Origin of the sequence: Streptomyces sp. NPDC088707, assembly GCF_044752725.1 — a bacterium.
In the GTDB taxonomy this organism is placed as follows: domain Bacteria; phylum Actinomycetota; class Actinomycetes; order Streptomycetales; family Streptomycetaceae; genus Streptomyces.
Map to the genome: position 1 here is coordinate 70,688 of NZ_JBIVLV010000001.1, position 13,728 is coordinate 84,415.

The following is a 13,728-nucleotide window of genomic DNA, read 5'->3' on the forward strand; positions in this document are numbered from 1 at the left end:
CTGCCCCGCGTCGCGTGAGGCCTTGAGCTTCTTCCCTTACTCAGGCACGTTCGCGCGTGGGGGCTCCGGCGTGTTCCTCGACGACGTTCGCAAGCCGTCTCAGCATGTCGCGATGGCGCAGCTGGATCAGAGCGTCGAACACGGCGTTGTGCAGGGCGCCGCCAATTCCCTGCAGTGGGTGCTCGTCCACGATGACGAGGGACTCCGCGCCCCAGGGGCGGACCTCGATCGCCACCCGCGCCGTGCCGACGGGGCCGCTGTCGACTTCCAGTTCGAGCTCGGCGGGGGCGTCCACCCGCCGCACGACCGTGGTGCCCGAACCCGTCCACGGCCCGATGCGGACGGTGTACTCGATGGCTGAACCCAGTTCGGGCCACGGGCCGCGTGCGACGTGCGAATCGCTGGTGCCGACCACCCAGTCGGCGTAGCGCGAACCGTCGGCGAGTACGGCCCACACGTGCTGCGGTGCGGCGTGGATCAGCCGATGTCGTACGGCCATGGTCACTCCTCAGGGCGAGTACGGATCAGGGTGCGGCCCGCCGGTTCGAGCGGCGGGGCCTGCGGCGGCGCCGCCGGGCCCGAGGAGGCCGGTGGGCGGCAGAGGTGCCTGCCCCCGGGCCGCCAGGACCTGCCGGGAGCGGTGCGCGACGACGGGCGGCAGGAGGGCTCGCGCCGCCTGCGTGGCGCGCAGCCACGGCGGGGCGTAGATGTGCGTGGACCGGCGTTCGATGCCGCGGACCATGGCCCGGACGTAGGCGTCGGGGTCGTGGATGTCGGAAGTCGGCCAGGGAAGGTGCGTGCGCAGTTCGCGGAAGACGGCGGTCTTGTCGGCTTCGCGGATCATGGCGGTGTCGGCCCAGTTCAGGTAGGCGATGCCCACACCGACTCCGCGGTGCGCGACCTCGGCGCCAAGCGCGTGCGCGAATGCCTCGGCGCCGGCCTTCGACGCGCAGTACGCCGTGAGCAGTGGGGCGGGCGCAAGTGCCGCCATGGATGCGACCTGGAGGTAGTAGCCCCGGGTGTGCAACAGGTCCGGCAGGAAGCAGCGCGCTGTGAGGGCACTGCCGACGACATTGACCTCGATCACCCGGCGCCAGGCGTCGGTGTCGCAGTCCAACAGGGGACCGCCGAGGGCCACGCCGGCGTTGGCGACCACCACGGACGGCCTGCCGAGTGTCCGGCGTACGGCTTCGGCGGTGGCCGCGAGCCCGTCGGCATCGGTCACGTCGACGGTCCAGTGGGCGGCCGCGCCGGGCAGGTCAGACGCGATTCGGGCGAGGCGCTCTCCTTCAAGGCCCACCAGCGCCACTCGTGCGCCGCGACGGGACAGCGCGTGGGCCAGCCCCTGACCGAGCCCGCGTGCGGCGCCGGTGACGACGGCGACGCGGCCCGCCAGAGGCCCTGGGGCGCCCTGGGGGTCGCGCCGACCGTGGCTGGTCATCATGCCGGGCGTCTGCCCGCCCGGCCGGCTCCTTACACGGTCCGACCACGGTGTACTCGCGTGAGAGGGTCTGCGGAGTCGCGGCTCTCTCACGGGGCAAGGCGGGCCCCGCGGGCCCTCTCACAGGGGAGCGCGAGCCCTCTCACAGGGCAGAGCGGGCCCGCGGGCTCGGCGAGGAGTTCAGGGCGTGAAGAGGACCTTGACGGCGCCGTCCCGCTTCTTCTGGAACATGTCGTACGCCGCCGGGGCCTCGGTCAGGGGAAGTCGGTGTGTGGCGAACTCCTCGACGCCGAGGGGGTCGGCGTCCGTGAGGAGCGGGAGGAGGTCGTCCACCCAGCGCCAGACGTTGGCCTGGCCCATGCGGAGCTGCACCTGCTTGTCGAACAGGGTCAGCAGTGGCAGGGGATCGGCCATGCCTCCGTACACGCCCGAAAGCGAGATGGTGCCACCGCGCCGGACCAGGTCGATGGCGAGGTAGAGGGCGGAGAGGCGGTCCACCCCGGCGCGCTGCATCAGTTTCGCGGCCAGTGCGTCCGGGAGGAGGGTCGTCGCCTGTTGCATTCCCTTGGCCAGGGCAGCGCCGTGGGCTTCCATACCGACGGCGTCGATGACGGAGTCGGGGCCGCGCCCGCCGGTGACCTCCTGGACGGCCTTCGTGATGTCGTCGCCGTACTCGTTGAGGTCGAAGGTGTGGACCCCGCGGGCCTGAGCGCGCTGGAGGCGTTCCGGTACCAGGTCGATCCCGATGACCGTGCCCGCTCCCCGGTGGGCGGCGATGCGGGCTGACATGTCGCCGATCGGGCCGAGTCCGAGAACCGCCACGCTGCCACCGGGTGGTACGGCCGCGTAGTCCACGGCCTGCCACGCGGTGGGCAGTACGTCGGAAAGGTAGACGAACCGCTCGTCCGACGGCCCTGGCGGGACGGCGATGGGCAGAGTGTTGCCGAACGGCACGCGCAGGAACTCCGCCTGGCCGCCCGGGACTTGACCGTAGAGCTTGGTGTAGCCGAAGAGGGACGCACCGTTGCCGTGCTCGCGGACCTGGGTCGTCTCGCACTGCGAGTGCAGCCCCTGGTCACACATCCAGCACGTGCCGCAGGAAACGTTGAAGGGGATGACGACGCGGTCTCCCGGCCGCAGGGCCGTCACCTCCGGGCCGATCTCTTCGACGACGCCCATCGGCTCATGTCCCAGGATGTCACCAGGTTCGAGGAAGGGGCCGAAGACCTCGTACAGGTGCAGGTCCGAGCCGCACAGGCCGGTCGTCGTCACCCTGACGATCACGTCGGTCGGGTCCTGGATGCTCGGATCCGGGACCGTGTCCACGCGTACGTCGCGCTTGCCGTGCCAGGTCAGTGCCTTCACGAGATCACCTTCAGTCGGTTGCGTCGGGCGTGCAGGGCCTCTCTACTGCCGTGGCGGAGGCAGCTGATCGGCGACGAGTGGGGGCAGCGTCGCCGCCCTCCTGTCGCGTGGGCCGGTTGTTCTTCACGCGTCGGCCGGTCTGTCTGTCTGTCGTCTGTGGTCTGTCGTCTGTCAGCACGAGGAGGGCGTCTGTTGCGGTCATGGAGAACGGATGCCTCACCCACGCGATGCGCATCGCGGTGAACGGGGCCCTCACCCACGGGTGCGCACCTCGCAGACCGCGAAGCCGATATCGCGCCGACGGGCCGCGGCGTGGACGCGCGGCAGCACGGTCGGGCCGGCGCGGGCGCAGAGGGTCGCGCGGCTGGCCCAGCGGCGAGTCGATTCGCGCGGCCGCATCCTCCATGAACTTACTGTGCCCCTGATTCAGGGATGAATGTCAAGAAAGCCGACATCTCTCACATCATCGGTCACCCGGAGTGTCTGACGGCGCTGGATGACCCGCCGGCTGGCGGACCGACTCCAGTACGGCAGTCAGATCGCCCGCACGCACCTGGGCGGTCGCTCCTACGGCGCCTTGCTGGCCGCCGCGTACGCATGGCACGCACCGACGAGTGTGGATCACCGACCCTCGGTCCTCGCCGCCGGCGCTCTCGTGGACCCAAGCCAGGTCGCCGGATTCCGCCTCGGCTACCTGGTGCACGCGCTACCCGCCCTGACTGCCCATCCTCGGACCACCCGCCGACCTCTCCAATGCCGGCGTTGGTCCTGCTCGCTGCACGATGAAGGTCCAGCTCAGGTCGATCTCGCCGAAGACCGCAACGGGAACTCGCGAATCCGTAACCTGGGAGCGACGCCCGCATCAGCCTTGTCAGCCGACACGGCCGCTCCCGGCACGTCAGAGATCGCTGTCGATGCCGGTGACGACCGGCGGCGCGAGTGAGGCATCGGATTCCGGGATTCCCGCCTCCCGCAGTGCGGCAAGGACGAGCCTCGTCGCGTCCAGTTTCGCCTCATAACGGTCGGCGGCCTCGACCTCCAGCCGGATGGCGAACGTGGCGTCCTCGTTGAGCGTCAGCAAGTTCACGCCTTCACTCTCGCTCACCTCTGTGTGCTGGGGGGCCAGCTTCCGCTCGAGGGCGGCGCGCTCGGAGTCGGCGATGGCCGAGGTGAACGTGCCGGGAACGGTGATGACGAAGGTGGTCATAGGGGCTCCTCGCGTAGGACGGAGTGTGAGCGTCGTTCTGCTTCCCACATCCTCCGTGATGACGTGCTGTGAACGGCTTCTGACATGGCATCGGAGCGCAGTAGAGAGTTCCTGCGTGGTGGCGTGGTCGCGTGGTGGTCCGGATCTCAGGCCCGCATGGGGCGTGGAGCGGGTTCGCGTCACGGGGCGGCGTGATGCGTGCGGGCGTGGCCGAAGGCGGTACGAGGTGTGCGTGCGTGGCCGAAGGAGGTGCGAAGTGTGCGTGCGCGGCCAGGGGCGGCGTGATGCGCGGGCTTGTGGCCCGGTGCTGTCTGGATGCGCCGCAGCCAGACGGAGGCTGTGGCGAGCAGGCCGGCGAAAACCCCCAGGAGGAGAAGCGAGACCCACATCTGCCGACTTCCGGGATGGGTCCACCCGGTCCAGCCGGCGGCTGCCGCCCATAGCAGGACGCCGGCCGAGTAGAAGTCGCGAACCCGGCGCAGCTGCCGTGCGGCCCGCAAGGACATGAGGCGTTCAGTCTTCGTCGACATGCCGGCCCGTGTACCCCGATCCGCGCCGTCCATCAGCGGCGGCTGGGAATTGCTCGGTCGATCAGGAGGTCAGGGCGTCCGCGTGTGGGGCGGACAGGCGGGACGACATCGCCCAGACGACGCACCCGTCATTGCGCTGGCCAGCAGCGATGCGAGGCGGGTTGGCACATTGCTCATACCCGACCCAGCGCGGTTGCGATGCCGACGGGATTCGAACCCGCGAGACAGACAGGGGCAAGGCCGCCCCGTCTCCGTCACTCGCCGCGGAGGGGCCCTCCCCCACAGCGATCGCATTGGACCGCTCTGCCACGGCATGCAACCTGCAGGACCACGCGCAGCCCCACTGCCCAGCAGGATAGAGGCGCCCTTCGTCACAGACGAGCTCTTTACTGATCCGCACTCACCACCGGCGGCCTTGTCTCGTCGGTCTCGAAGTACTGCTCCGGGCGGTAACCGGGCAACCCCTACTCATCTGCCCGCGAACGGAAAGACGCGTCCGGTCGGTGCCGGGGGCCGGGACTCGTTCCATCGGATGGCCGCAGTACGCAGTTCAACGGCTTCGCGTGCCGCCGCTACCGCACCGGCGGCCGCACGGGGAGAACTGCGCACGGGCGTCGCCGCGTACCGCTGCTTGGTGGGGGCGCGTTCGGGGGGCGTGGCGTGTTGGTCACGCGCCCGCCATCCGGATGTTGTCGTTCCACCTAGGGATGAGAAGCCGCAGCTCAGGCCGCTCTCAAAAATGGCATCCCCGGAGCCGTCCGTGCTTTCAGCTGGTTTCGTGCCGAGCCCTTTAGGGTCGGCCTGCCGCGAACCGCGCCCCACTCACCCCACGGGAGTATCGATGGCTACCACCACGGAGCCGCCCACGTTGGTCCCCCTTGTACCCAGGGGTTTGGGCCGAGTGGTGGTGGACTGGCTGACGACGACGGACCACAAGAAGATCGGTCACCTGTACCTCATCACGTCGTTCGTCTTCTTCCTGCTGGGCGGCATCCTCGCGTTGGTGATCCGCGCGGAGCTCGCCCGTCCCGGGCTGCAGATCGTCTCCCCCGAGCAGTACAACCAGGCGTTCACCCTGCATGGCACGATCATGCTGCTGCTGTTCGCCACTCCGACGTTCGCCGGTTTCGCCAACGCGATCATGCCGCTGCAGATCGGGTCCCCGGACGTGGCGTTCCCCCGGCTGAACATGCTGTCGTACTGGCTGTTCCTCTTCGGAGGACTGATCGTGTTCGGCGGAGTCCTCACCCCTCAGGGCACCGCGGACTTCGGCTGGACCGCGTACACCCCGCTCAGCGGCGCTGAGCGCACTCCCTACGTCGGGGGCGACATGTGGATCATGGGGCTCGCGCTGGCCGGCTTCGGCACGATCCTGGGCGCGGTCAACTTCATCACCACGATCATCTGCATGCGCGCGCCGGGCATGACCATGTTCCGGATGTCGATCTTCACCTGGAACGTGCTGCTCACGTCCGTGCTGGTGCTGCTGGCATTCCCTGTCCTCGCGGCCGCTCTGCTGGTGCTGGAGGCGGACCGCCGGTTCGGTGCGATGGTGTTCGACCCCGGCAACGGCGGGGCGCTGCTGTGGCAGCACCTGTTCTGGTTCTTCGGGCATCCGGAGGTCTACATCATCGCGCTGCCGTTCTTCGGCATCGTGACCGAGATCCTCCCGGTCTTCTCCCGAAAGCCGGTCTTCGGTTACGTGGGTCTGATCGGCGCGACGATCGCGATCGCCGGGCTGTCGGTGACGGTCTGGGCCCATCACATGTTCGCCACCGGGGCGGTTCTGCTGCCGTTCTTCTCCTTCATGACATTCCTGATCGCCGTCCCCACGGGCGTGAAGTTCTTCAACTGGATCGGCACCATGTGGAAGGGGTCGCTTTCCTTCGAGACCCCGATGCTCTGGTCCATCGGCTTCCTGGTGACCTTCCTCTTCGGCGGGCTGACCGGCATCATCCTGGCCTCGCCGCCGATGGACTTCCACGTCACCGACTCGTACTTCGTGGTGGCCCATTTCCACTACGTGGTCTTCGGCACGGTGGTCTTCGCGACGTTCGCCGGCTTCTACTTCTGGTGGCCCAAGATGACGGGCACCATGCTCGACGAACGCCTCGGAAAGATCCATTTCTGGACGCTTTTCGTCGGCTTCCACACCACGTTCCTCGTCCAGCACTGGCTCGGCGCGGAAGGCATGCCCCGCCGCTACGCGGACTACCTGGAGGCCGACGGGTTCACCGCCCTCAACACCGTCTCCTCCATCGGGGCCTTCCTCCTGGGCATGTCCACGCTGCCCTTCCTCTACAACGTATGGAAGACCGCCAAGACCGCCCCCCGCATCACCGTGGACGACCCATGGGGGTTCGGCCGCTCCCTGGAATGGGCCACCTCCTGCCCCCCGCCGCGGCACAACTTTCTCACCATGCCCAAGATCCGCTCCGAGTCCCCCGCCTTCGACCTGAACTTCCCCAGCCTGGCAGCGCTGGACACCGGCAAGGCGGGCAAGCGCGATGTGATCGACGACCCTGACGCCGCCCAAGGGCCGGGAGCATGAGGATGCCCCGTCGTCCGGACTCGCAAGGTCAACCCGACCACCGGGGCCGCGACGCTCGAGAGATCACCGCGGCAGACGGCCCTCATGCCCTCATGAAGGAGGCAGCCCACGGGATCGCCCGGCTGGAGGGTTACCTCCTGGCGCACCAGGCCCGGACCGAGGCGGACGACGCCGGCGCCGCGTTCGCCCGCCGGTTCGCCTGGATGGGACCACACGAGCGGTCCGACGTCGCCCGGGCCTTCGCGCAAGAGCACCTTGCCGTACGGCGTCTGATGTTCCGGGCCGCCCTCGACCGCGCGGACGAACTCCGCGACCAGTACAGCCGTCGCTACGCGTGCCTGCGCCGGCGTCTCGTCGTCACGGCCCTCGGTGTGGTTACTGGTGGGACGGCCCTGCTGTCGATCGCGGTACGAGGCTGGGACTAGTCGTGCCGCGCTGCTTACGGTCCAGCCGCCAGACCAGCAGAGACAGCAGGCTCAGGACGACCAGCACGCTGCCGGCCGCAAAGCTGAGAACGCGGTCCGCCGCGACGATGCCGGTGTTCTGCGCGTCGAGGAGAAACGGCGACACGATCAGCCATACCCCCGCAGCGCCCACGACGGTGTCGGATAGCGGACCCGCACCACGGAAGAACCGCGTGCCCGCGGTGAACGTCACGACGATCCCGACCACGAACTCGTTCACCTGAGCATCCTTGGGGCCGGCCTGCGTGGCCATCGGCACAATCAGCAGCAACACCCCGACGACCAGCATCAGCAAGCTCAAGGCCTGGTCATGCACCCCTTGCCGCAGCACATGAGCGGGATCCGCGACTCGCGGAGTGAGCCCTCGATCGATGTGAAACACCATGGTCACTCATCTCCTGGTCGGCTCACGCGCCATCGCTCCTCACAGCCGGGTGCGCGTGCTTGTCCTTCCCAGACCCACTGTCCCAAAAGCGAACGGACCACACCAGCGGGGGGGGTACGCGCAGGCGAGGGCCGCTCACCCCCTCGCCCCCGCGTGCCTGGCCCCGGGCACACCAGGAGGTGGTCGCCCGGCTGCGATGCAAGCGTGCATCGGACGAAGTGCGCGAGCGCCACGCTGGCACCCCCGGACTCGACGCCCGGGTGGGGTCGCGTCGGCGCCATGGCTTCGGCTGCTTCGACGGCCTTGGCCATCGCGGCCAGATGGGTCTGTCGGTACTGCGGCGGATGTGGACGAACTCGTAGCGTTCCTCGGCACGGGCGTGTTCCTGGACGTCGGTACGCAGCTTCATGAACCGGGGCATGAACGTGGGGTCGTCAGCGTCCGGGTCGTCGAGTGTCGCGTGTCCGGTTCGTCGAGTGTCGCCAGGACCTCTCTTTGGTCGTGCTCTCCTCGGCGAGTCGCTCCTCGACGACCTGTGCGCCGCCCGGGAAGGCACGCCGGGCGAAGGGATGGACGACTTCTTCCTCAGCCGTTTCATGGACGGCCAGCAGGTGCACGAGGCGGCGGAACGCGGGGCGGCGCTCCTCGCCGGACGCGGCTTCGACCTCGTCGAAGACGACGCGGATGTCACCGTGCTGACGCACGATCAGAGCGACCAGGTCGGTGTCCGCGGCGTTGTCGTCGCCTGCTTGCGGGGTCTGAAGCTCTGCCATGGGTCCACGCCTCACTTTCCGCGCATGGCGGGGTCGGGGTGCTCGCCTTCGGACTCGATGCGGCACTCACGGCCGAACATCGCGTCGTGCTGGGCCATGACCCGCTCGCTGGGGGCTCCTCGCCACCGTGGATCTGCTCCTGCATCTGCTCGAACCGCTCATGCGCCTCCCGCACGCAGCCGGCGCCCGGAATGGTCAGATCCATCTGAGTGCCCAGCAGATCGCGCAGGTACTGCTTGTTCGGCTCGAAGGTCAGCACGTTCGGCAGCTCGGGCGCGAGCACGGATCCCGGGTCCCGGCCGGCCTGGCGGCGCATGAGATCACAGGCCTGGTGGAGGTGTCCATCGGATCGCGGTGATGGAACTTGGTCGGCCGGGCATCACCTCGGTGAGCCGGTCGACGATCGATTCGGCCTTGCGGTGCTCGATCACGTGCGCCAGCTGCCGCTTGATGTCCGGATCGATCGTGTGACGAGCGAACTGATGACTGAACATGATCGCTTCGACCTCGATGCCGTTCATCATGATGATGCGGCATCGGGTGTACAGATCCCCGCGGTCCGAGTCGATCGGATTGACGTTCACCGCACGCCAGCTGCGCAGCTGCCGGTCCAGCGGAATGCCCCGCTGCTCGACCGGACTGAAAGTCCTCCAGGTCACCGGCTGGATCACCGGACACGGCGACCTGCAGGGGCCACCTCAGCGCCGCCTCGTGATTCTGGGCCGGGAAGGCTGGGGCCTGATCCCGTACGGCTTCGACGTCGGCGTGCTCCATGCCTGCGGGCTCGTCGCCGTGCCCATCTCCGCCGCCCGCGGACGAGTGGGGTTCGCCGACGTCCTCGACAATGACGCGGGCCGACCGGCGAGCTCGTCACCCTCGGCCAGTTCCTGCGGGTCGCCTCCCGAGGGCCGCCACCGCGATCGCGCCGACGGTGGGCCAGACGCGCTGAACGCCTCACGGGTATCACGCCGCCGAGAAGGGAAACGTAGGCCCGCCGGGAAGACATCACCTTCGAGCGGAGGCCGCCGGAGCGGTCTCCGCACAGGCACGGAAGGGACCGATGTGAGCGGACAGGAAGACGGCCGAGTACTGGAACCCGATCTACTACGACGACCGCGACTGGCGCCCCCGTCTGCGACGCGGAGATCTCTTCCGGCTCTCCTTCCAGTTCCTCACCGGCAAACCACTCGCCCTGGACCTGGCGCGCCGGTTACTGAGGTCCGGGGGCACGGTCCATCTCGTACTCCCAGCCCTCAAGCGCGAGACCTGGGCCGCCGGCCGCCGCTCCAGTGCCCTCCCTGCCGCCGAGATCGCCGACCTCCGCCAGGGCGCCAGGCACTCACACTGCTCACGGCCGCCGTGGAAGCCGGAGACGCTGCCCGACATGATCTGGCGTTCCTGACCGATCGTTGCCTCGTGGCCAACGGCCGTCCCCAGGTGTACGGCAGCCAGTACGAGCAGACCACGGGCGGGCTTCGGTGCCCCATCGAGGACCCCGGAGGAGTCGACGAGCGGCGCCGGTGCATGGGGCTTTCGCCGCTCGCCCAGTACGCGGCCTTCCTGGAAACGACGTGGGCCGAGGCCTGACCGACCCATTGCAGGACGTCGGCGCCGAACTGGCGGCGGCGCGTCGTTGTCAGTGGGGGCTGAAATCATCACGCCCACGCTGAGAGACTCGATCACGGGGGAGGTCCGACGGCGCTGCGCGGAGGTCGGGTGAGGTCCGGTCGCCCCGGCCCCCTTCCCCGGCACGAACAAGTCGTGGCAGCCGCGCGGCACCGAACCGCGTGTGTGCACGCATCGATGGCCACCATGGTGAGCGTCTCGCCGTCCATCGCACTCTGGTTCAGAGCGGCAGACGTGCCGGTGGCCTGACCCCTCCAGAGAGGGGTCAGGCCACCGGCGTACGGTACAAGGCTTGTCCGGCTACCAGCGGTACCAGCGGCCGCTGCTGCCCTTCGGCCGGGCGACGAACCCGATAAGCCACAGCACAAGCACCGCGATCGCGACCCACCAGAGAATCTTCACCGCGAAACCGGCACCGAACAGGATCAGAGCGAGCAGAAGAACAAGAAGCAGGGGAACCATAGTTATCAACCTCCGCAGCACCGCATGCCCCACCACTCTCCGCACATGCATACGATCCCTGTCTGTTTTCTTGTCGTGGCAGGCGGGCATACGTGTGCGCCCCTCATCCTTCCGCTGCGGCACGGCACCCATGGAGCCCCGGCCTCTGCCCCGGGCCACGGCCGGGGCAGAGGCCGGGGCCGAGGCCGAGGCCACGTCAACGCGGCTCGATTCAGTCCGTGTCGTCAGCTCGTAGGGGTGCCACCAGGCCCGACTCGTACGCCGCAATCACTGCCTGGGCCCGGTCGCGGACGCCCAGTTTGTCGAAGATGTTGGTGATGTAGTTCTTGACGGTGGAGACGCTGATCGCCATGGTGTGTGCGATCTGGCTGTTGTCCAGGCCGGTAGCCACCAGGCGCCAGACCTCCACTTCGCGCGGGGTGAGGCCGGGGGTGTTCTCTGCAGCCGGGCGCCGACGGTTCGGAGGCGCAACCCGGTCGTTCCTGACGAAGGCGGATATCAGCCGGGTCAGCAAACGGGGGGCGACGGCAGCCTCGCCCGCACGGACGGTGCGGATCGCGGCCACGAGGTCCTCGGGCGAGCTGTCCTTGGGCAGGAAACCGTAGGCACCGGCACGCAGTGCGGCGATCACGTACTCGTCCATGTCGAAGGTGCTGAGAGCGAGCACCCGGCACTCGGGAAGGTCACGAGCCAGTCGCTCGGTGGCGGCCACGCCGTCAAGGACGGGCATCCGGATGTCCATCACCACGACGTCGGGGCGGTGCTCGTGGGCGAGCACAAGGGCCTGCTCGCCGTTCTCGGCCTCGGCCACCACGGTGATGGCCGGAGAGGGGCCGAGAATCAGGGCCAGCCCGCGCCGTACAAGCGGCTGGTCGTCCGCGATCAGTACCCGGATCGCCCCCTCGGCCGCGGTCTCGTTCTCGGCGTTCGTCACGCTCACCCTTCAGCCCTCCTCATCCTCGCCCGTCGGAGCCTCCAGCGGCAGGCTGGCCACCACCCGGAAGCCGGCCTCGGACAGCGGGCCGGCCTCCAGCACGCCGCCGTGCAGGGCGACCCGTTCACGCATGCCGACCAGACCGTATCCGGCGCGACGCCTGATGTCGGGGGCCGACGGAGACCCTGCCCCGCCCATCGCGCCTTGGTCGGTGACGGACACATGGACGCGCTCGGGCAGACATGTGAGGCGCACCGCCACCGGGACACTGCGCCCCGCATGCTTGCGGGCATTGGTCAGTGCCTCCTGGACGACCCGGTAGAGAGTGAGACCGACCACCGGTGGCAGTCGTCCGGGATCGCCCTCCACGGTCAGCTCGGTGGGCTGTCCGGCCTGCCGAGATTCCTTGATCAGGCGATCGAGGTCGGCCAGGCCGGGCTGCGGCGCCTCCGGGGTGCCGTGCCGGTCGGTCGCCGTGTCCTCGTCGGTTCGCAAGACGTCGAGGAGCTGGCGCATCTCGCGCAGGGCCAGCCGCCCCGACTCCTCCAAGGTGACCAGGGCGTCGCGCGTGACACCGGGGTTCTCATCGAGGTTGGCGCGGGCGCCGCCCGCCATCAGCTGCATGATGGTGATGCGGTGGGCGACGATGTCATGCAGCTCCCTGGCGATGCGGCGGCGTTCCTCGGCGACCGCCCGGTCGGCGAGCAGCCGACGGTGGGCCTCCGTCTTCTGTTGCCACCGATTGACCGCGAAGCCGGTGGCGGCGACGAGGCAGCCGGCGAGACAGGCGCTGGTCACGTTTAGGAAGCTTTGCGGGGCGGCGAAGTCCGGTGTGAGCAAGGTGACGCCGATCGCCCCGATCGTCAGTGCGGCCGTCCCCCACTGACGGCCCGTACGGGCAGCCGAGTAGAGGGCGACCGCGAGGACTGCGCCGAAGTGATGGCTGATGGACGTCGTCAGGTTCAGCAGCGCGACGAGCACCAGGCTGACGGTCATGACGGTGAGAGGGAAGCGGCGCCTCATGAGCAGCGGCAGCGCGGACCCCGTCAGTAGCAGGATGCCGGCACCCGTCATCGGCACGCCTGTCACCTGTGAGAACGCGGTGTATCCGACGAGGTCCACGACTGCGGCGCCGACGGTCAGCAGGGCGTCGTTGCGGGTCCACGGCAGTGTGTCGGCGTCCGGCGGGAAGCGGCGCCCGTGCCGTTCCTGGCGCGTCAGCAAGGCGCTGAGACGCGTCGCCATGTCGGCCCCTTCTGTGCTGTTCTCAGCCGCTTTGCCGGGCGGCCCACCCGGCATCGGTACCTGGCTCATCTCATTGTCCCTGCGTGCCGCAGCGCCGACTCCACCCCTGGGCCGAGATCAGACCAGGACCAGGGTCCCGGTCCGCTCGACGGCCAGGTCCAGGGCCCCGTACGGCTTCTCGTCCTGCACTCCGACGATGTGTGCGAACTCCGGTGATGTGCTGGAAGGGAACTGTCCGAGACAACGATCGAACGGGAGCCCCGTGATTCGCGCCCTGGCCGGATTCTCCACGAGCAGTCCATGGAAGGTCATCACCCTCTGGGTGCCGCTGGGAATGGGACCGGCCTGGGTGGGTCAGGCGCCGATGCGCCGGGTCACCGAAAGCCAGCTCAGTGACTTCCTGCCAGAGAAGTACGACTCGGCGGCAGGACCGCAGGTCGCAGAGCGCAAGGCCGGGGTAAAGCCGGACACCCATGCGGTGACCATGCTGGTGAAGCGGGCAGACGGGAAGCCGCTCGAGGCGGCCGACCAGCGCGCGGCCGCGGTGGCCGGCACGGCGCTGCTCACCGGAATCAAGCTGGACCCGAGCACACCACAGCTCATCGGGGTGGCGCTGCTCGGCATCGGGGTACCGCGAGCGTGACTGCCTGCACCAGCCGCCACCACTCTCGGTGACTCCCCCGGCTCCGGCGATGCATGCCAGAGCCACCCGGGTCGCGCTGCCCCGCTCGGGCGGGTCGCGACC

At 68.9% G+C, this 13,728-nt stretch carries 15 protein-coding genes; 4 read left to right on the top strand and 11 right to left on the bottom strand.

Annotation, left to right across the window (positions count from 1 at the left end; genetic code table 11):
• Window positions 1-40: 40 nt before the first annotated feature.
• From ACIP84_RS00365 to ACIP84_RS00385, 5 genes are all read right to left on the bottom strand, one after another.
• On the bottom strand, window positions 41-499 hold the full coding sequence (locus ACIP84_RS00365) for an SRPBCC family protein (RefSeq protein ID WP_401792722.1): 459 nt from the start codon (window positions 497-499) through the stop codon (window positions 41-43).
• A 9-nt stretch (window positions 500-508) separates the two neighbouring features.
• Window positions 509-1,444: an SDR family oxidoreductase gene (locus tag ACIP84_RS00370; protein WP_401792725.1), complete on the bottom strand. Its 936-nt coding sequence runs from the start codon at window positions 1,442-1,444 to the stop codon at window positions 509-511.
• Between the two features lie 177 nt (window positions 1,445-1,621).
• Complete coding sequence (locus tag ACIP84_RS00375) at window positions 1,622-2,806, bottom strand: zinc-dependent alcohol dehydrogenase (protein ID WP_355966156.1); 1,185 nt, start codon at window positions 2,804-2,806, stop codon at window positions 1,622-1,624.
• An 898-nt stretch (window positions 2,807-3,704) separates the two neighbouring features.
• Complete coding sequence (locus tag ACIP84_RS00380) at window positions 3,705-4,013, bottom strand: hypothetical protein (protein WP_401792728.1); 309 nt, start codon at window positions 4,011-4,013, stop codon at window positions 3,705-3,707.
• Window positions 4,014-4,192: 179 nt separating this feature from the next.
• The gene (locus tag ACIP84_RS00385) at window positions 4,193-4,543 is read right to left on the bottom strand and encodes a hypothetical protein (protein WP_401792731.1); all 351 of its coding nucleotides are present in this window, start codon (window positions 4,541-4,543) and stop codon (window positions 4,193-4,195) included.
• An 841-nt stretch (window positions 4,544-5,384) separates the two neighbouring features.
• On the opposite strand from ACIP84_RS00385, the gene ctaD reads away from it, so the two are divergent.
• Both ctaD and ACIP84_RS00395 read left to right on the top strand, forming a co-directional pair.
• On the top strand, window positions 5,385-7,094 hold the full coding sequence (gene ctaD / locus ACIP84_RS00390) for a cytochrome c oxidase subunit I (RefSeq protein ID WP_401792734.1): 1,710 nt from the start codon (window positions 5,385-5,387) through the stop codon (window positions 7,092-7,094).
• Window positions 7,095-7,186: 92 nt separating this feature from the next.
• Complete coding sequence (locus ACIP84_RS00395; protein ID WP_401792736.1) at window positions 7,187-7,519, top strand: hypothetical protein; 333 nt, start codon at window positions 7,187-7,189, stop codon at window positions 7,517-7,519.
• Here the strand turns inward: ACIP84_RS00395 and ACIP84_RS00400 are convergent.
• The 3 genes from ACIP84_RS00400 to ACIP84_RS00410 all read right to left on the bottom strand — a co-directional run bounded on the left by ACIP84_RS00400 (window position 7,470) and on the right by ACIP84_RS00410 (window position 9,387).
• On the bottom strand, window positions 7,470-7,943 hold the full coding sequence (locus tag ACIP84_RS00400) for a hypothetical protein (RefSeq protein ID WP_401792739.1): 474 nt from the start codon (window positions 7,941-7,943) through the stop codon (window positions 7,470-7,472). The genes ACIP84_RS00395 and ACIP84_RS00400 overlap by 50 nt on opposite strands.
• 434 nt (window positions 7,944-8,377) lie before the next feature.
• Window positions 8,378-8,716, bottom strand: coding sequence for a hemerythrin domain-containing protein (locus ACIP84_RS00405; protein ID WP_401792742.1), 339 nt, complete (start codon window positions 8,714-8,716; stop codon window positions 8,378-8,380).
• Window positions 8,717-9,036: 320 nt separating this feature from the next.
• On the bottom strand, window positions 9,037-9,387 hold the full coding sequence (locus tag ACIP84_RS00410; protein ID WP_401795731.1) for a hypothetical protein: 351 nt from the start codon (window positions 9,385-9,387) through the stop codon (window positions 9,037-9,039).
• On the opposite strand from ACIP84_RS00410, the gene ACIP84_RS00415 reads away from it, so the two are divergent.
• A complete protein-coding gene (locus ACIP84_RS00415; protein WP_401795570.1) occupies window positions 9,335-10,303 on the top strand; it encodes a DUF6624 domain-containing protein in 969 nt (322 codons plus the stop codon). The genes ACIP84_RS00410 and ACIP84_RS00415 overlap by 53 nt on opposite strands.
• Before the next feature lie 339 nt (window positions 10,304-10,642).
• On the opposite strand, the gene ACIP84_RS00420 is transcribed toward ACIP84_RS00415, so the two are convergent.
• From ACIP84_RS00420 to ACIP84_RS00430, 3 genes are all read right to left on the bottom strand, one after another.
• Window positions 10,643-10,804 (bottom strand): hydrophobic protein, encoded by a 162-nt coding sequence (locus ACIP84_RS00420; RefSeq protein WP_069924257.1) that lies wholly within the window; start codon window positions 10,802-10,804, stop codon window positions 10,643-10,645.
• Window positions 10,805-11,015: 211 nt separating this feature from the next.
• Window positions 11,016-11,744, bottom strand: a complete 729-nt coding sequence (locus ACIP84_RS00425; protein WP_401792745.1) for a response regulator — start codon at window positions 11,742-11,744, stop codon at window positions 11,016-11,018.
• 3 nt (window positions 11,745-11,747) lie between these two features.
• Window positions 11,748-12,983 (bottom strand): sensor histidine kinase, encoded by a 1,236-nt coding sequence (locus ACIP84_RS00430; RefSeq protein WP_401792748.1) that lies wholly within the window; start codon window positions 12,981-12,983, stop codon window positions 11,748-11,750.
• Between the two features lie 262 nt (window positions 12,984-13,245).
• On the opposite strand from ACIP84_RS00430, the gene ACIP84_RS00435 reads away from it, so the two are divergent.
• On the top strand, window positions 13,246-13,626 hold the full coding sequence (locus ACIP84_RS00435) for a hypothetical protein (protein ID WP_401792751.1): 381 nt from the start codon (window positions 13,246-13,248) through the stop codon (window positions 13,624-13,626).
• Window positions 13,627-13,728: the final 102 nt, after the last annotated feature.